The 17,500-nt window shown below is 45.2% G+C and carries 16 protein-coding genes; 13 read left to right on the top strand and 3 right to left on the bottom strand.

Features of this window, described 5'->3' with window-relative positions; translation table 11 throughout:
- Window positions 1–68: 68 nt before the first annotated feature.
- The 3 genes from ftnA (at window position 69) to AB6E78_RS05345 (ending at window position 2,431) form a co-directional block, all read left to right on the top strand.
- The gene (gene ftnA, locus AB6E78_RS05335) at window positions 69–596 is read left to right on the top strand and encodes a non-heme ferritin (protein ID WP_017070096.1); all 528 of its coding nucleotides are present in this window, start codon (window positions 69–71) and stop codon (window positions 594–596) included.
- 68 nt (window positions 597–664) lie between these two features.
- Entirely contained in the window at window positions 665–988 is a 324-nt protein-coding gene (uspB, locus tag AB6E78_RS05340) for a universal stress protein UspB (RefSeq protein ID WP_009848060.1), read from the top strand.
- A gap of 249 nt (window positions 989–1,237) precedes the next feature.
- Complete coding sequence (locus tag AB6E78_RS05345) at window positions 1,238–2,431, top strand: NAD(P)/FAD-dependent oxidoreductase (protein WP_065682015.1); 1,194 nt, start codon at window positions 1,238–1,240, stop codon at window positions 2,429–2,431.
- A gap of 137 nt (window positions 2,432–2,568) precedes the next feature.
- Here AB6E78_RS05345 and AB6E78_RS05350 read toward each other — a convergent pair whose 3' ends face one another.
- Window positions 2,569–3,462, bottom strand: a complete 894-nt coding sequence (locus tag AB6E78_RS05350) for a DMT family transporter (RefSeq protein ID WP_048617749.1) — start codon at window positions 3,460–3,462, stop codon at window positions 2,569–2,571.
- A gap of 138 nt (window positions 3,463–3,600) precedes the next feature.
- On the opposite strand from AB6E78_RS05350, the gene rmuC reads away from it, so the two are divergent.
- From rmuC to tatC, 7 genes are all read left to right on the top strand, one after another.
- Window positions 3,601–5,133 (top strand): DNA recombination protein RmuC, encoded by a 1,533-nt coding sequence (gene rmuC, locus AB6E78_RS05355; RefSeq protein ID WP_017063049.1) that lies wholly within the window; start codon window positions 3,601–3,603, stop codon window positions 5,131–5,133.
- A 65-nt stretch (window positions 5,134–5,198) separates the two neighbouring features.
- On the top strand, window positions 5,199–5,978 hold the full coding sequence (gene ubiE / locus AB6E78_RS05360; protein WP_026012235.1) for a bifunctional demethylmenaquinone methyltransferase/2-methoxy-6-polyprenyl-1,4-benzoquinol methylase UbiE: 780 nt from the start codon (window positions 5,199–5,201) through the stop codon (window positions 5,976–5,978).
- A 98-nt stretch (window positions 5,979–6,076) separates the two neighbouring features.
- Window positions 6,077–6,682: an SCP2 domain-containing protein gene (locus AB6E78_RS05365; protein ID WP_017063051.1), complete on the top strand. Its 606-nt coding sequence runs from the start codon at window positions 6,077–6,079 to the stop codon at window positions 6,680–6,682.
- Window positions 6,679–8,313 carry a ubiquinone biosynthesis regulatory protein kinase UbiB gene (gene ubiB / locus AB6E78_RS05370; RefSeq protein WP_372132685.1) on the top strand — a complete coding sequence of 545 codons (1,635 nt, stop codon included), beginning with the start codon at window positions 6,679–6,681 and terminating at the stop codon, window positions 8,311–8,313. Before AB6E78_RS05365 ends, ubiB begins: the two co-directional genes overlap by 4 nt.
- Window positions 8,314–8,366: 53 nt before the next feature.
- Window positions 8,367–8,621: a Sec-independent protein translocase subunit TatA gene (gene tatA, locus AB6E78_RS05375; protein ID WP_017060154.1), complete on the top strand. Its 255-nt coding sequence runs from the start codon at window positions 8,367–8,369 to the stop codon at window positions 8,619–8,621.
- 3 nt (window positions 8,622–8,624) lie between these two features.
- Complete coding sequence (gene tatB / locus AB6E78_RS05380) at window positions 8,625–9,032, top strand: Sec-independent protein translocase protein TatB (protein ID WP_017060155.1); 408 nt, start codon at window positions 8,625–8,627, stop codon at window positions 9,030–9,032.
- A gap of 148 nt (window positions 9,033–9,180) precedes the next feature.
- Window positions 9,181–9,936, top strand: coding sequence for a twin-arginine translocase subunit TatC (tatC, locus tag AB6E78_RS05385; protein ID WP_017060156.1), 756 nt, complete (start codon window positions 9,181–9,183; stop codon window positions 9,934–9,936).
- Between the two features lie 289 nt (window positions 9,937–10,225).
- Here tatC and AB6E78_RS05390 read toward each other — a convergent pair whose 3' ends face one another.
- Window positions 10,226–10,987, bottom strand: a complete 762-nt coding sequence (locus tag AB6E78_RS05390) for a TatD family hydrolase (RefSeq protein WP_017063053.1) — start codon at window positions 10,985–10,987, stop codon at window positions 10,226–10,228.
- 208 nt (window positions 10,988–11,195) lie between these two features.
- Here AB6E78_RS05390 and hemB point away from each other — a divergent pair, with 208 nt between their 5' ends.
- The 3 genes from hemB (at window position 11,196) to polA (ending at window position 16,238) form a co-directional block, all read left to right on the top strand.
- A complete protein-coding gene (gene hemB, locus AB6E78_RS05395; protein WP_017060158.1) occupies window positions 11,196–12,239 on the top strand; it encodes a porphobilinogen synthase in 1,044 nt (347 codons plus the stop codon).
- Window positions 12,240–12,315: 76 nt separating this feature from the next.
- Window positions 12,316–12,750: a GNAT family N-acetyltransferase gene (locus AB6E78_RS05400; protein ID WP_017063054.1), complete on the top strand. Its 435-nt coding sequence runs from the start codon at window positions 12,316–12,318 to the stop codon at window positions 12,748–12,750.
- A 689-nt stretch (window positions 12,751–13,439) separates the two neighbouring features.
- Window positions 13,440–16,238: a DNA polymerase I gene (gene polA / locus AB6E78_RS05405; RefSeq protein WP_372128140.1), complete on the top strand. Its 2,799-nt coding sequence runs from the start codon at window positions 13,440–13,442 to the stop codon at window positions 16,236–16,238.
- A gap of 507 nt (window positions 16,239–16,745) precedes the next feature.
- On the opposite strand, the gene AB6E78_RS05410 is transcribed toward polA, so the two are convergent.
- Window positions 16,746–17,345, bottom strand: a complete 600-nt coding sequence (locus AB6E78_RS05410) for a GTP-binding protein (RefSeq protein WP_050652015.1) — start codon at window positions 17,343–17,345, stop codon at window positions 16,746–16,748.
- Window positions 17,346–17,500 lie beyond the last annotated feature (155 nt).

The raw sequence follows: 17,500 nt of genomic DNA on the forward strand, positions 1-17,500 counted from the left end.
TGGCCTGCGAGATATTCATTAAATAGTGATATAGTAGAGAAAATTGAGGATGTAATTAGGAGTCTTAAATGCTGTCAAAAACTATGGTTGAGCAACTGAATGATCAAATTAACCTAGAATTTTTCTCATCCAATCTATACTTACAAATGAGTGCTTGGTGTGAAGACAAAGGATTTGAAGGTGCAGCAGAGTTTCTGCGTGTTCATGCAGTAGAAGAAATGGAACATATGCAGCGTCTTTTCACTTACGTAAGCGAAACAGGTGCAATGCCAATTCTGGGTTCGATTGAAGCACCGAAACACGAATTCGAAAGCCTTGGTGCAGTGTTCCGTGAAACTTATGAACATGAGCAGATGATTACTGAAAAGATCAACAAACTGGCTCACGTTGCTTTCAGCACACAAGACTACTCAACCTTTAACTTCCTGCAATGGTACGTTGCAGAGCAACACGAAGAAGAGAAGTTGTTTAAAGGTGTATTGGATAAGCTAGAGCTTGTTGGTGAAGACGGTAAAGCACTGTTTTTTATTGATAAAGACCTAGCGCAATTGGCAAAAGATGGTTCATCTTCAATTATGGAAGCTCCTGCCGTTTAGGTAGTACGAAAAAGACACTGATTATCTTTTTCTTTTGAGTTTTCTTATGAAGATGTAGGGAGGAAAGGATGATCAGCGGCGACACTATTCTATTTGCACTAATGGTTGTGACTTGCGTGAACTGGGCGCGTTATTTTACTGCGCTAAGAACGCTCATTTATATTATGCGAGAAGCGCATCCTCTACTTTATCAACAAGTAGACGGAGGCGGTTTTTTCACAACCCATGGCAATATGACCAAACAGGTTCGCCTGTTCAGTTACATCAAAAGCAAAGAGTATCACCATCATCATGACGAAGTTTTTACTTCGAAGTGCGATCGCGTAAGACAGTTATTCATACTCTCTTCCGCTCTGCTAGGTGTAACCTTGCTGTCTTCTTTCATCGTCTGAGTTTTTAGTACGTGTGAAGTAGAGCTTAGGTTCTGGTGTGAAGCTTCGGTTGTTGGTTCGCTAAGTTAAGTAGTGGTTTTGCTGCTGTCTGCTAATTGTACAATTGAACATCAATTGCAAAGTTTAAAATTGCCGCTAAAATAGCGAGCAATTAGTAAGGATGTGCTGTTTATGCACATCCTTTTTTATTGATGGCATTTCGAGAACAGGGCGTACTCGAGGTGCAAAAGTGAAGAAAGCAGAACCCCAATGAGTGAAAAGTTTGATGTAATCGTAATTGGTGCGGGCGCCGCGGGCTTAATGTGTGCTGCGGAAGCGGGTAAACGTGGCCGACGAGTGCTGGTGGTTGATCATGCAAAGAAACCAGGCAGAAAAATTTTAATCTCAGGTGGCGGCCGTTGTAACTTTACTAACTATGATGTTTCAGCCAACAACTTCCTATGTAACAACCCTCACTTCGTGAAGTCAGCCTTATCTCAATACACCAACTGGGATTTTATCTCGATGGTGAGCAAGTACGGTATTGAGTTCGAAGAGCGAGACCACGGCCAATTGTTCTGTGTGAATGACCATACTGCAAAAGACATCGTGAGCATGTTGCTTGAAGAGTGTAAGCAGGCGAAAGTTGAACAGCGCTACCGTTGTGATGTTCACTCCATCGAAAAAACAGACGCTGGCTTTAAGATGCACCTTAATACCGACGAAGTTGAGTGTGACTCACTTGTCGTGGCGACGGGCGGTTTATCGATGCCGAAACTAGGCGCGACGCCATTTGGCTATAAGATTGCCGAGCAGTTTGGTTTGTCTGTGATGCCGACTACTGCGGGTTTGGTGCCATTTACTCTGCATAAAGAAGACAAAGAAGCCTTTGCTGAGCTTTCAGGCATCGCGATTCCTGCCGAGATCACCGCGCAAGACGGCACCTTATTCAAAGAAGCGTTGCTGTTTACTCACCGCGGCCTATCTGGCCCTTCGGTATTGCAAATTTCTTCGTTCTGGAAAGCGGGTCAATCGGTTTCGATTAATCTAGTACCAGAAGTGGACGTTGCTGAACTACTTGAAAACTCTCGTGAGAAACACCCAAATCAGAGCCTGAAAAACACCTTGGCGAAAGCACTGCCGAAGCGTTTTGTGGAAGTGCTGATTGATCGTAAAGAGCTTGAAGACAAGCCGCTCAAGCAGTTCAATGAAAAACAGCTGAATGACATTGTAGAGCATTTAGAGAACTGGAAAATTGCGCCAAACGGCACCGAAGGTTACCGAACAGCGGAAGTGACTCTAGGCGGTGTGGACACCAATCATCTATCTTCAAAAACCATGGAATGTAAGAGCGTGTCTGGCCTCTATTTCATTGGTGAAGTGATGGACGTAACCGGTTGGTTAGGCGGCTATAATTTCCAATGGTGTTGGAGTTCTGGCTTTGCAGCAGGTCAGTGGGTTTAAGCTTACCCATAGATTCTAAATTATATAAAAATGGCGAGTCATACGACTCGCCATTTTTGTATCTAACATTGTGTACTAGCTCTAGATTCGACTTTATTGATAGCTTTTCGCTCTCAATCGAATCTTTTAGCGCTTATTTACGCAGCTTTGTTTTTTGAAAACTTGATCTGTTGAATCACCAAACCAGCAATAATCAGCACTAAACCAAACAGTGTTGCAGGGTGAATCTCTTCGCCAATGATGGTGGAAAGTAGCATCAGTGAGATAAATGGCGAGGCAAAAATTAGGTTGCTGATACGCGCCGTATTGTTGGTTAGCTTGAGTGCTGATAACCATAATACAAAGGTAATGCCCATCTCGAACAGACCAACGTAAGTCACCGCCATCCAACCCTTCGCCGTAATTTGGCTAAAGCTTTCGCCCTCAAAAAGGGTTAAACCGATCGCGAAAGGTAATGCCACTAAGAAACCAAGCAGTACGCCAACCACTGGGTCAGCCTTGTTTTTGGTGTTGAGAATCCAATATCCTGCCCAAAGCAGAGTAGAAAGCAGCGCCAGAGCCACACCAAGTGGACTATCGAACTGCATTCCTAGCACATCGCCTTTGGTGGCAATAACTACCACACCCGCATAGCTGAAGGTACACGCAATCCAATCTTGCTTACGAATCTTTTGCCCCAGAAAAACCGCCGCCATTAAGGTTAGCGTGATAGCCCAGCTGTAGTTGATGGCTTGAGCTTGAGAAGCGGGCAGCAGGTCGTAGGCTTTGAATAGAATCAGGTAATAAGCCAATGGGTTAACCAGGCCGAGCAGCAGGTAATACCAAGGGTTTGAAAGGAACGTTGTACTCAGCTGAGAGAGCTTACCTTGAAAGGCGCAGACTGCGATCAGCGCAATCGACGACACAATACTGGCAATGGTCAGCATTTGAATCGGTGAAAACTCAGCAAGGGTCAGCTTAAAAGCAGTAGCGACCGTTGACCACAGCAGTACTGCGGAAAGGCCAAAGCCCAAGGCACGACGTTCGTTCATGGCAACTCATTCTAATTTGATGGGACAGAATACGGAGCGCCTAGTCTATCTGTCGAATTTTAATACGGCAAACTGGACATTTATCCAGTATCAAAATACCATTTAATGAGTTATTTCAAATTAGGCTAAATCATTATCATGCAATGGATTATCGAACATCAGGCAACGCTTATTGCTGCAATTTCTGGCGCGCTCGTCAGCGGCGGTGTCGTGGGTTGGTGGATTAAACAGAAGCTCTCTTTTCAGCAGCGATTGCTCGAGCAGCAGCTAGAGTCCGATCGTTTGTTGCATGAATCTCAGCAAGCTCAGCTCAAAGCATCACTCGCAGAGGCGCAACAAGAGCTCGATGAGTTAGATGATGACCGAGACAAAGCGGCATTCGAGCTCAAGCAGGCGCACGGTAAGGTGATGGCTGCAATGGAAAAACTGCGCTACTTTGAGGCGGTAAAGCAAGAGCGCCAGCAGTACGCTGATGAGATCAATGTGCTTAAAGATCATAAGTCTGAATTAGAAGCCGAGCTGCGCGAGCAAGAAGCAAGGCATGACCAAGAAAACCTCGCCAATAGCGAAAAGCTGCAGTTGCTAGAGCAAGCTGAATCACGACTTAAGCAGCAGTTTGAATTGTTAGCGAACCAACTGTTTGAAACCAAAACCGCCAAGGTCGATCAGCAGAATAAGCAGAGCCTAGAAGGTTTGTTGTCTCCACTAAGAGAGCAGTTGGAAGGCTTTAAGAAACAAGTGAACGACAGCTTCAGCCAAGAAGCCAAAGAGCGTCATACTTTGGTGCATGAGCTTAAAAACCTGCAGCGTCTTAATGAGAGTATGACGCGTGAAGCGGTGAACCTGACTCAAGCGCTAAAGGGTGACAACAAACAACAAGGTAACTGGGGCGAGGTGGTGCTGGCTCGCGTGCTTGCTGAATCAGGACTGCGCGAAGGCCACGAATACCAAACGCAAGTGAACCTGCAAAACGATGCGGGCAAGCGTTATCAACCGGATGTGATTGTGCATCTGCCACAAGACAAGCAAGTGGTGGTCGATTCAAAAATGGCGCTGGTGGCATTTGAACGCTATTTCAATGCCGAAACCGATCAGCAACGCGATGCTGCATTGCGCGATCACTTGGTGTCACTGCGGGCCCACATCAAAGGCTTGAGCCAGAAAGATTATCATCAGCTCAAAGGCATACAGAGTCTGGATTACGTGTTGATGTTTATTCCGGTTGAACCAGCATTCCAAGTGGCGATTCAGGCGGATCCTAGCTTGGTGAAAGACGCGATGGAGCAAAATATCATCTTGGTCAGCCCAACCACTTTGCTGGTGGCACTGCGTACCATTGATAACCTGTGGCGTAACGACAGACAGAACCAGAACGCACAGGTTATCGCAGAACGTGCGAGCAAGCTTTACGACAAGCTGCGCCTGTTTGTTGATGATATGGAAGGCCTTGGCAGCTCACTTGATAGAGCAAACCAAAGTTATCAAGGGGCGATGAATAAGCTAGTCACAGGGCGAGGCAACGTGATTCGTCAGGCCGAAAGCTTCAAGCAATTGGGTGTTGAAGTGAAGAAACCGATCTCGATTGGTTTGGCCGAAATGGCGCAAAATGAGGCTTTTTCAGAAAATGCCTCCTTAGTAGAAAGACAACCCGCTGAGGATAAAGTAAACTAATCGGCCGCAGCGCCTCTAAACACGGAGCGTGCTGTCGATGAGAACTTACCATGGTAGATAACAGCATTATGGACACAAGCGTGCAGACAAATTCAGCAGTAGAGTCAGAAACCACACACTTTGGTTTCGAAACAGTCGCGAAAGACGAAAAAGTCGCGAAAGTAGCAGAGGTATTTCACTCTGTAGCCGCTAAATACGACATCATGAATGACTTAATGTCGGGTGGTGTTCACCGCTTGTGGAAGCGATTCACGATTGATTGCAGTGGCGTTCGCCCTGGTCAGCGTATCCTAGATCTTGGTGGTGGTACTGGCGACCTTACTGCGAAATTCTCGCGTATCGTTGGTGAAAAAGGCCACGTGGTTCTTGCTGATATCAACAACTCAATGCTGAATGTTGGCCGTGATAAGCTGCGTGATAGCGGCATTGTTGGCAACGTACACTACGTACAAGCGAACGCTGAAGAGTTGCCATTCCCAGATAACTACTTCGATTGCATTACGATCAGCTTCTGTCTGCGTAACGTAACCGATAAAGACCAAGCGCTGCGTTCTATGTACCGCGTACTTAAGCCGGGTGGCCGTCTGTTGGTTCTTGAGTTTTCTAAGCCAGTGCTTGAGCCACTATCAAAGGTTTACGACGCATACTCTTTCCACCTGTTGCCAAAAATGGGTGAGTTGATTGCTAACGATGCAGACAGCTACCGTTACCTTGCAGAATCTATTCGTATGCACCCAAATCAAGAGACTTTGGAAGGCATGATGCAAGAAGCGGGCTTTGAAAATACAAAATACTTCAACCTAACGGGCGGCATTGTTGCGCTGCACCGCGGTTACAAGTTCTAGTCGAGCTTGGTAGCAGGCTCGCTGAGCGTGCTAAACAATAAGAATAAAGATAGAACGGATAGGTTAAGGCTTATCCGTTTTCAAAGGTAAGGACAGTCATGCCATTTGATCCATTGGTAACCGCGGTTATTGAAACCTCTTTAAATACTTTCGTGAACGATGATCCAGCACTGGTTCGTCGTTTGTCTCGTTTAAAGGGGCAGATCATTCAAGTCAATTTGAAAGAGTTGAATAAAACACTCACTTTCGTTTTCAGCCAACAGATTGATGTGTTGTCAGAATACGAAGGGCAGCCTGACTGCTACCTATCTTTGAACCTATCGGTGTTACCTGAACTGCGTGAGCAATCGAACATCACCAAGCTGATCAAGCAAGATAAGCTGATCTTAGAAGGTGATATTCAACTGGCTCAGAAATTCGCTCAACTGATGACAGACTGCAAGCCTGATTTGGAAGAGTGGTTATCGCGCGTAACGGGTGATGTGGTTGCGCATACCTTGGTGCAAGGCGTTAAAAACGTCGGTGGCTTTGTAGCAAAACAGGCAACTAAGCATCAAAATCATGTTGCTCAAGTTCTGACTGAAGAGTGGAAGATCGCACCTGCACCGTTAGAAGTTGCGCACTTTTGCGACCAAGTTGATGACGTAAAAAGCTCCGCTGCTCGTCTTGAAGCTAAGTTGAACGCTCTGTTGGAGAAAGCATGACCCCAGCAGAACTGAAACGTCTTTATCATATTATCAAGGTACAGTTGGAATACGGCCTTGATGAGTTGATGCCGGAACACCAACTGACTAAAGCTCCTTTGTTGGCGCGAAAGTCACTGTTTTGGCTTAAGAACAAGCATCAAGATAAAGAGTTGGGTCATCGCTTGCGCCTTGCGCTGCAAGAACTTGGTCCAGTGTGGATCAAGTTTGGACAGATGATGTCGACACGTCGTGATCTGTTCCCTCCTCATATCGCCGATCAGTTGGCGTTGTTGCAAGACCAAGTTGCGCCGTTTGATGGTCAACTGGCGAAGCAAGATATGGAAAAGGCGTTGGGTGGCAGTTTAGACAACTGGTTTACCGACTTTGATGTCGAGCCACTGGCTTCTGCTTCTATCGCTCAGGTGCATACCGCAAAGCTTAAAGAGAGCGGTCGTGAGATTGTTCTGAAGGTAATTCGACCTGATATTCGCCCGGTGATTGACGCAGATCTAAAACTGATGCACCGAATGGCGCGTATAGTCGCTAAGTCGCTTCCTGAAGCACGTCGTTTGAAACCGGTTGAAGTGGTTCACGAGTACGAGAAAACGTTACTTGATGAACTCGACCTGCGCCGTGAGGCGGCCAATGCCATTCAACTGCGACGTAATTTTGAAGGCAGTGAAGAGCTGTATGTTCCAGAGGTTATCCCTGATCTAAGCAGCGAAACCCTGATGGTGTCAGAGCGAATCTATGGTATTCAAGTCTCCGATATTGAGACGCTAGAAGCCAACGGCACCAACATGAAATTGCTCGCGGAACGCGGTGTGACGGTATTCTTCACCCAAGTATTCCGAGATAGCTTTTTCCATGCAGACATGCACCCGGGCAACGTATTTGTTAACCCAGAGAATCCAGATAACCCTCAGTGGATTGGTTTGGATTGTGGCATTGTTGGTACGCTCAATAGCGAAGATAAGCGCTATTTAGCAGAGAACTTGTTGGCTTTCTTCAATCGAGATTACCGTAAAGTTGCTGAGCTACACGTTGATTCGGGGTGGGTGCCACACGACACTAACGTCAATGATTTTGAGTTCGCGATCCGTATGGTGTGTGAGCCAATCTTTGCAAAACCACTTGGCGAGATCTCATTTGGCCATGTGTTGCTAAACTTATTTAATACAGCAAGACGTTTCAACATGGAGGTTCAACCTCAGTTGGTGCTTCTGCAAAAGACCTTGTTGTATGTCGAAGGCCTAGGCCGTCAGCTGTATCCGCAACTTGATTTGTGGGCAACGGCGAAGCCTTTCCTTGAAACCTGGATGATGAATCAGGTGGGGCCGCAAGCTGTGATCAACGCAGTAAAAGAGCGTGCGCCATTCTGGGCAGAAAAACTGCCAGAGCTGCCAGAGCTACTTTATGACAGCTTGCGCCAAGGTAAAGCGATGAACCACAGAATGGATCAGCTTTATCAAGGTTACCGAGATAGTAAGCGTCAGCAAGCAACTGGAAAGTTTTTGTTTGGCGTTGGAGCCACTTTAGTCGTATGCTCCGCAATATTAGTTTCAAGCCCTTATGAGCAGCTATCTATGGGCTGTGGCATCGCAGGTGTCACATTTTGGTTGCTTAGTTGGCGAGCTTACCGTCGTTAGACAGTAGACTCTCTTAATATTTTTATGTGTAGACAGACCCGAGGACAATGACAATGGGTGGTATCAGTATTTGGCAACTTCTAATCATTGCTGTAATTGTAATTTTGCTATTCGGAACAAAGAAACTGCGCGGTATGGGTGGTGACTTAGGTTCAGCGGTTAAAGGCTTCAAAAAAGCGATGAGCGATGAAGACAAGCCTGCAGATAAGAAAGATGCAGACTTCGAACCAAAGAATATTGAACAGCAGAAGACAGAAGCTCACGCTGAAACAACTGCTGAAACAAAGAAAGACAAAGAGCAGGCGTAAATCGTGTTTGATATCGGTTTTTGGGAACTGGTATTAATATCTGTCGTTGGGTTAGTGGTTTTAGGGCCTGAGCGTTTGCCCGTGGCGATTCGCAGTATTTCCAAGTTTGTTGGACAAGCGAAAAGCATGGCAAACAGTGTGAAAGATGAACTTTCTCATGAGCTTAAGGTGCAAGAGCTGCAAGAAAACCTACGCAAGGCGGAAAAAATGGGTATGGAAGATTTATCTCCAGACCTTAAAGCGTCAGTCGATGAACTCAAGCAGGCCGCTGCTGAGGTTCAACGTCCGTATGCTAAGCCTGAGTCTGATAAGCCAAGTGAGACTAAACCTAGTGTCATGGAAACTGTGGAATCTGAAACCATTCAGGTCAACAGCGAAGCTTCAGCACCGTCAGATAAGAAAGCCGAATAGTCTCGCAAGGAGGAGTCGCCGGATACTTGATTCGCTAGATGTTTAAATAGATATCTATTCAAGTAAATAACTATTCAAGTGGATACCAATTCAACTGGATAGATACACGCGCGGCTCCTTTTCGATCTTCCTGTTTAAGAGGTTTGACATGTCTTCGACTGAGCAGACACAGCCTTTAATTAGCCACCTTCTAGAACTACGTAATCGCCTACTACGTGCGATTGTCGCGGTGCTAGTGATATTTGTCGGGCTAATTTATTTTGCTAATGATATTTATGAATTCGTATCAGCACCTTTGGTAGATCGTCTACCGGAAGGGGCGACGATGATCGCAACCGATGTTGCATCGCCATTTTTCACACCGCTGAAATTAACCTTGATCGCGTCTATATTCCTCGCGGTTCCGTTTATTTTGTATCAGGTGTGGGCTTTTGTTGCTCCGGGTTTATACAAGCATGAAAAACGCTTGATCATGCCGCTATTGGCTTCAAGTTCATTGCTGTTTTACTGTGGTGTGGCGTTCGCTTACTTTATTGTATTCCCGTTGGTATTTGGCTTTTTTACGGCCATATCATTAGGGGGAGTAGAGTTCGCAACCGACATCTCAAGCTATCTTGATTTTGTACTCGCGCTGTTCTTTGCTTTTGGTATTGCCTTTGAAGTGCCTGTTGCGATTATCTTGTTGTGTTGGACGGGGGCAACAACGCCTCAATCTCTGTCTGAAAAGCGTCCTTACATTGTGGTGGGTGCTTTCATCATCGGTATGATGCTGACACCACCAGATATGATCTCGCAAACACTGTTGGCGATTCCAATGTGTATTCTGTTTGAGATTGGTCTGTTTTTCGCACGCTTTTATACGCGTAAGCCAGATGCGGATGAAGAGGAAGAAGCTGAATCTTGATTCGGAATGCTTCAGTAAAAATCACATAATAAAAAAAGCGGCCTAGGGCCGCTTTTTTATTATGTCTGTTTATCGAATCTTTAACTGATAGCCACAGTTCTGACATATATAGAGCTCTTTGATGCCCAAAATTTTATGCCATAGGGTTCGATGTTGACGTTGTAAGTGTTGTGAATGGTCACACATAATCAACTATCTCCATATGCAGGTGGTTGATACTATACATGTCACTTAGCTTTCTCAAATAAATTCAGGAAAAATCCGTAATAATTACTTATTAATAGATTTGTCATAAATTAAACAATGCCTTAGCATTTTTGGTGGTTATGTTTTCGACTTCTTCAAGGGTAATTCCGCGTAATTCGGCGATGCGTTTTGCTACTAATTCTGTGTAGGCTGGTTCATTGCGTTTACCGCGATTCGGTGTTGGTGCCAAGTATGGGCAATCTGTCTCTAGAATGACGTAATCCATATCGAGATGTGGGATCACCTTGTCCATCCCAGAGTTCTTAAAGGTCGAAACGCCGCCTAAACCTAAATGAAAGCCTAGCTCGTTGATCGCTTGAGCTTCCTCTAAGCTGCTACCAAAGCAGTGGAATACCCCGCGTAAGCTGCCATCTTGTTCTTTACGAAGTAGGGCAAGTGTCTCTTCAATGGAATCACGAGTGTGGATCACCACAGGTAGATCAAGCTCTTTTGCCCACTGCAGTTGAGTCACAAACGCCATCTCTTGTTCAGCCTTGAAGGTTTTATCCCAGTACAAGTCGATACCAATCTCACCCACGGCGATAAAGTCATGCTTATCAAACCAAGCTCGAATGGTTTTGAGGGTTTGCTCGATATTCGCATCCACATAACAAGGGTGTAAGCCCATCATTGAACGGCACACATCAGGAAACTGCGCTTCCGTTGCTAACATTGGTTCGATAGATTCTAAATCGATGTTCGGCAATAGAATGGTATCAATCCCTTGAGCCAGTGCGCGCTGCACAACTTGTTCGCGGTCTTCATCGAATTCACTAGCGTAAATATGAGCATGGGTGTCGATCATTGTTTTGTCCTGAAAGCGGTCTTTACTGAGTTGTCATGAGTATACGGCAGTGTGAGGAGAAGGTCATTTTTTGCCATTTATCCCTATTTTTGAGTGGGTTTCATATTTTACTGCTAGCGTCCTGAGCCATCAGTGATATGCTTTTGCCTGTATTTAGCACTTTTCATATCTAAGTATTTCGGTGCTTAGACTAGGCAAGGAGAATCTAGTGTCTGTTTCAATTCAAGGTCAATTCCCAGGTCGCCGTATGCGCCGTATGCGTAAGCACGACTTTAGCCGTCGCCTAATGGCAGAAAATCAATTGTCTGTGGATGATCTAATCTACCCAATGTTTATCCTGATGGGTAAAGACCGCCGCGAGCCTGTCGAGTCAATGCCAGGTGTTGAACGCTTGTCGATCGACTACATGCTTGAGGAAGCAGATTACCTGTCAAAGCTGGGTGTTCCTGCGATTGCTCTATTTCCAGTCGTGAACCAAGATGCTAAAAGTTTATGCGCAGCTGAAGCTCATAACTCAGAAGGTTTGGTGCAGCGCGCTGTACGTTTACTAAAAGAGCATGTGCCAAACATTGGCGTTATTACTGACGTAGCACTAGACCCGTTCACCACTCACGGCCAAGACGGCATCATCGATGAAGATGGTTACGTGATGAATGACGAGACGACTGAAGTCTTGATCAAGCAAGCATTATCACACGCTGAAGCGGGTGCTGACGTAGTTGCCCCATCGGATATGATGGATGGTCGCATTGGTAAGATCCGTGAAGCGTTAGAAGAAGCGGGCCATATTCATACTCAGATTATGGCGTACTCTGCAAAATATGCATCGTGCTACTACGGCCCATTCCGTGATGCAGTTGGCAGTGCTTCGAACCTGAAAGGTGGTAACAAGAAGAACTACCAGATGGATCCAGCCAACAGCGATGAAGCGATTCATGAAGTCGCGATGGATCTTAATGAAGGTGCGGACATGGTGATGGTGAAACCAGGCATGCCTTACCTTGATATTGTTCGTCGTGTTAAGCACGAACTGCAAGCGCCTACGTTTGCTTACCAAGTATCTGGTGAATACGCGATGCACAAAGCGGCGATTCAAAACGGCTGGCTGAAAGAGCGCGAAACCGTCATGGAATCACTGTTGTGCTTTAAGCGTGCTGGCGCTGATGGCATTCTTACTTACTTCGCTAAAGATGTCGCAGAGTGGCTTGCTGAAGATAACGCACAAGCTGCTGAGCATTTAAAAGAAAAGTAACCGTGTAGATCTCACTTAAGTGATCAGTAAAGGGTTGGCCATTGTGCCAGCCCTTTCGTTTATAAGGATGAATAAGATGTCAGTTGTCGTACGTGAAGGTTCTTTAGAAGAAGTGGTGTCTGTGGTCGAGCAGATCTCTGAGTTCGCTAAAAAAGAGAGTGTCGCTTCTCTGTCAGAGCGGCTGGCAGGGAAAAAGAGCCTTATCTTAGTGGCTGAAGAAGCTGGCGTGTTGCTTGGCTTTAAGATCGGCTATGAATTGGATCAAGATACTTTTTACAGCTGGTTTGGTGGCGTGTCACCGCTCGCGAGGAACAAAGGCGTTGCACAGGCGCAATTAGACGTTCAGGAACAGTGGGCGAAAGAGCAGGGCTACAGACAGTTAAAGGTTAAGTCTCGTAACCAGTTCCCTGCAATGTTGCGCCTGTTATTGAGAAACGGTTACCTAATCGAAAGATTTGAAGAAAAAGAAGACATTAATGACCATAGAATCCATTTTTTGAAGCAAATTTAAGCACTGCTGTTAACGGTTTATAAATCAAATGAGATTTATTATCATTTAATTGTTGACTATTAAATGAGAATCATTATTATTAACTTCGTCTTAGGGAATGAGGAAATGTTCACAAGGATGTTAAGTACTCAAGTATCTACTTGGTTACCCAACAGAATTCTCGCGAACTTGTACTAAGTTCTTTTTGACACGACATTGCTCACATTGCTCACATTGCTTCCAGTGTAATTTATAGCTTTTAGGTAAAGCTGTGGTATTCAATTTGAATGGCTTTACCGGTTTTTGCTAGGCGACATCTTCGGGTGTCGCTTTTTTTTATACCTACCATTTCAACAAGATGCATATTTAGTGGCACGTATTTTTATGAATAAAACGCCATCAGCATTCTTTTCCACAACGCAAGATCGAGAAAAGATCGTTGATCATCTGTTCGATCTGTAAAATTATTCTTTATTTTCAGTTGTTTATTGGTGTTTTTTGAGTTGTTCACCGTAGTTCTCAACAGGGTGGATAAATAATATAAACAGAGTTATCCACAGAACGCTTGCGTCTAAGAACAAAAAATAACAACAAATCGATTATAACGAACACAACCGAGTGAACGGATACAGATCGACAACGTGGAATCCAACCAACAGACGTGGCATTCTTAACAGATAATTTCTGTACTTACTGGATACACAAACATTATGGCTCGTATTCCTGATAATCCATTGATTCTGATCGATGGCTCTTCTTACCTATATCGCGCGTTTCATGCTTACCCTGGCACCATGAGCAATGGTGATATCCCGACTAACGCGGTTTACGGTGTAGTTAACATGCTGCGCAGCATGATGCGTCAATTTGCTTCTGATCGTATTGCGGTTATTTTTGATGCAAAAGGAAAGACGTTCCGTGATGACATGTACCCAGAGTACAAGGCTAATCGTCCACCTATGCCGGATGATCTACGTTGTCAGATCGAACCTTTGCACAACGTGATTCGCGCAATGGGTCTACCACTTATCTCGATCCCAGGCGTTGAAGCGGATGATGTGATTGGTACGCTAGCTTCTCAAGCATCTAAAGCGGGCATGCCGGTTTTGATCAGTACTGGCGATAAAGATATGGCGCAGCTGGTTGATGACAACGTTACTTTGATCAACACCATGACCAACGTGGTTATGGATCGCGAAGGCGTGATAGAGAAGTTTGGCATCCCACCTGAGCTGATTATCGACTACCTTGCACTGATGGGCGATAAAGTGGATAACATTCCTGGCGTTCCAGGTGTTGGTGACAAAACAGCAACTGCTCTACTACAAGGCATTGGTAGCATCGAGAAGTTGTACCAAAACCTAGATGATATTGCGGCGCTTGGCTTCCGTGGTTCAAAGACCATGGCTAAGAAGCTGATTGATAATAAAGACAACGCTGAGATGTCTTACGAGCTTGCAACGATCAAACTGGACGTCGAGCTAGAAGAGACACCAGAGTCACTCGTAAAAACCCAACCAAACACGGATGAGCTGATTAAGCTATACGGTCAACTGGTCTTCAAATCTTGGTTGAACGAGCTACTTGACGGCGGCAGCGGCGTGGTTGAGGCGGATGAAAAGTCGGGTGCTGTGCGTAGCAGCACGGCATCAACCACTTCTACCGTAGAAATGAACACCTCTGCAGTGACGATTGATCGCAGCAACTACGAAACCATCTTAGATGAAGCCTCTTTTAATGCGTGGCTAGAGAAACTGAAAGCGTCAGAGGTGTTTGCCTTTGATACTGAAACAGACAGCTTGGACTACATGGTGGCTAACCTTGTTGGTCTATCATTCGCAACCGAAGAAGGCGTTGCCGCTTACGTACCGGTTGCCCATGATTACCTAGATGCACCTCAACAACTGGATCGTGATTGGGTACTTGAACAGCTTAAGCCGATTCTTGAAGATGACGCACAGGCTAAAGTCGGTCAAAACCTGAAGTACGATATGAGCGTTTTAGCGCGCTACGGTATCGAGATGAAAGGCATCAAGCACGACACCATGCTAGCGTCTTATGTTTTTAATAGCGTTGGCGGCAAGCATGATATGGATAGCCTAGCGCTGCGTTTCCTTCAGCACAGCTGCATCTCATTTGAGCAAATCGCAGGTAAAGGTAAGAAGCAGCTTACTTTCAACCAGATTGAGCTGGGTGAAGCATCTCCATACGCAGCAGAAGATGCTGACGTGACTTTACGTCTTCATAACCGTTTGATGGAAAACATTGAGCAAGATGAAAAGCTAAAAGCCATCTATGAAGAAATCGAAGTACCACTGATCCCTGTTATGTCTCGCATTGAACGCACTGGCGTATTCATCGATGACATGCTGCTAGGCGCTCAATCGCAAGAGATTGCGGTTCGATTGGATGAGCTAGAACAGAAAGCCTACGAGATTGCAGAGCAAGAGTTCAACATGAACTCGCCAAAACAGCTGCAAGCGATCCTGTTTGAGAAAATGGGTCTGCCTGTTATCAAGAAAACGCCATCAGGTGCACCTTCAACCAACGAAGAAGTGCTGCAAGAGCTGGCTCTTGATTACCCGCTACCTAAGCTGATCATTGAGTATCGTGGCCTTGCGAAACTCAAGTCTACCTACACAGATAAACTACCGAAGATGATCAACGCTGAAACGGGTCGTGTTCATACGTCTTATCACCAAGCGGTGACAGCAACGGGTCGTTTGTCTTCAACAGATCCAAACCTACAGAACATCCCAATTCGTAATGAAGAAGGTCGTCGTATCCGCCAAGCATTCGTTGCACAACATGGCTGGAAGATTCTAGCGGTCGATTACTCTCAAATTGAATTGCGTATCATGGCGCACCTTTCGGGTGATAAAGCGCTTCTGGAAGCATTCCAACAAGGCAAAGATATCCACGCGGCAACGGCTGCTGAGATCATTGGTGTTGATATTGAGAGTGTGACCACTGAACAACGTCGTCGTGCTAAAGCCGTTAACTTCGGTCTTATCTACGGTATGAGTGCCTTTGGCTTGGCTAAGCAACTGGGTATTCCTCGTGGCGAAGCACAGCACTACATGGACACTTACTTCGAGCGTTACCCTGGCGTAATGCAGTATATGGAAGACACGCGCAGTGCTGCTTCAGAGCAAGGCTTCGTTGAAACCATTTACGGTCGTCGACTGCACCTTCCTGAGATTCAATCTCGTAATGGCATGCGTCGTAAAGCTGCTGAACGCGCGGCGATCAATGCGCCAATGCAAGGCACAGCAGCGGACATCATTAAGAAAGCGATGTTGTTGGTGGATGAGTGGATTCAAGCGGAAGGCGATGGTCGTGTAAAACTGCTTATGCAGGTACACGATGAATTGGTGTTTGAAGTGGAAGAGTCATCTTTAGCCGAAATTGAAAGTAAAGTACAAGAATTGATGGAATCCGCTGCAGAGCTAGAAGTGCCGCTTGTCGCGGAAGCTGGCCACGGTGACAACTGGGATCAAGCCCACTAATCAGTTTTTGACCTTAATAAGCAAATTAGTATGAGCCAGTGCACAAACACTGGCTTTTTTTTGTCTCAAATAAAGTTAAGTCGTAATAAGAATTTAGGTGTTTTAATAAAACATTCATGAAAAAAAACTACAAAAGTTGTTTTCATTTCTGAGCAATTGTTGTACATTAAATCTTGTAGGGTACAGAGGTAAGATGTTCTATCTTTCAGACCTTTTGTTTCACGTTATTGGATTAGGCTGATTCAGCCGCCCCAGTCAGTATTTGACTGGGGCGTTTTTTCTTGTGCGAAAGAAAAATATTTCCACCCTGCAATTACCCCGTAAAACCTCTCATTTTTAGTGCCTTTTATTACACTTTCTCAAGCACAGTGATAAACCCCTGATTTGCCTTAGATCTGGAATTCGATCAGCTTTTGGTAATTTAAATCCGTCTCTAAGTCGATTGTTTTATCACTTGAAATAACTTTTATTTTACAAGTTATCGATAAAGGATTGATGGCTCACGCCTTATTTATCAGTGTATTGAGTCGGTGAATGCTCAATGTAATCCATGATTTTCTGTTGTTTCTCGGTGCTATATTTCAGAGCTTCGGCGGTGATCTGGATGGATTGCGCCATCGAAGAGATATTGTTGGTCGCTTTTACCAAGGTTTGCTGCATTGGTTTCAGGATAAGCAGATAGATAGCGGTCAAAGCGATAATAATGACGGCGATAACGGCCGCCAGCGCAATGATGATCTTAGTCTGAATATCATCCAACAGCACTTGGCTGGTTTGTTTAAAGGCGAGTCGAGATTGGTCTAAGGCTTGTGGCAGTTGATTGAGGGATGTCTTGGTGGAGCTCGCAAGCTTATTGATGCTTTCAACGGTTTGATTGAGGGCTTGTTGCTGGTCGTCGCTTAGGTTGGGGTTGTTGACTATCGCCTGCAAAGATTGCGATATCACCTCAAGAGACTCACTCGCATCTTGGGCGTACTTTTCCATGCCATCGAGGTCTAAGGTCATATCGACATTGATCAGTGGGGCTTGTTCTTGTTCTGCTTCAGAGGCAAACCCTGTCAGTGAGACCAACATAAGTGCAATGATGGCCAATGGTGTTTTCCACATGAGTATTCCTTTCTCATTGTTCTGATTATTTAGATGTGTCTTTTAGTATGGTTCACTTCTATTGGTTTTAGTGGCTAAATCCGATTTTTAACACTAAAAACTTATGCTTAACTCACTCATTTTTGGGCAAAAAAATACCCCACCTATATAAGGAG

Source organism: Vibrio sp. 10N.247.310.98, from assembly GCF_041467395.1.
Lineage (GTDB): Bacteria > Pseudomonadota > Gammaproteobacteria > Enterobacterales > Vibrionaceae > Vibrio > Vibrio crassostreae_C.

Coding starts and splice junctions, on each gene's coding strand:
- ubiB (WP_372132685.1), top strand. CDS start 6,679: ATGACCCCAGCAGAACTGAAACGTCTTTATCATATTATCAAGGTACAG.
- rmuC (WP_017063049.1), top strand. CDS start 3,601: ATGCAATGGATTATCGAACATCAGGCAACGCTTATTGCTGCAATTTCT.
- AB6E78_RS05345 (WP_065682015.1), top strand. CDS start 1,238: ATGAGTGAAAAGTTTGATGTAATCGTAATTGGTGCGGGCGCCGCGGGC.
- tatC (WP_017060156.1), top strand. CDS start 9,181: ATGTCTTCGACTGAGCAGACACAGCCTTTAATTAGCCACCTTCTAGAA.
- tatA (WP_017060154.1), top strand. CDS start 8,367: ATGGGTGGTATCAGTATTTGGCAACTTCTAATCATTGCTGTAATTGTA.
- uspB (WP_009848060.1), top strand. CDS start 665: ATGATCAGCGGCGACACTATTCTATTTGCACTAATGGTTGTGACTTGC.
- AB6E78_RS05400 (WP_017063054.1), top strand. CDS start 12,316: ATGTCAGTTGTCGTACGTGAAGGTTCTTTAGAAGAAGTGGTGTCTGTG.
- AB6E78_RS05390 (WP_017063053.1), bottom strand. CDS start 10,987: ATGATCGACACCCATGCTCATATTTACGCTAGTGAATTCGATGAAGAC.
- ftnA (WP_017070096.1), top strand. CDS start 69: ATGCTGTCAAAAACTATGGTTGAGCAACTGAATGATCAAATTAACCTA.
- AB6E78_RS05365 (WP_017063051.1), top strand. CDS start 6,077: ATGCCATTTGATCCATTGGTAACCGCGGTTATTGAAACCTCTTTAAAT.
- AB6E78_RS05350 (WP_048617749.1), bottom strand. CDS start 3,462: ATGAACGAACGTCGTGCCTTGGGCTTTGGCCTTTCCGCAGTACTGCTG.
- polA (WP_372128140.1), top strand. CDS start 13,440: ATGGCTCGTATTCCTGATAATCCATTGATTCTGATCGATGGCTCTTCT.
- AB6E78_RS05410 (WP_050652015.1), bottom strand. CDS start 17,345: ATGTGGAAAACACCATTGGCCATCATTGCACTTATGTTGGTCTCACTG.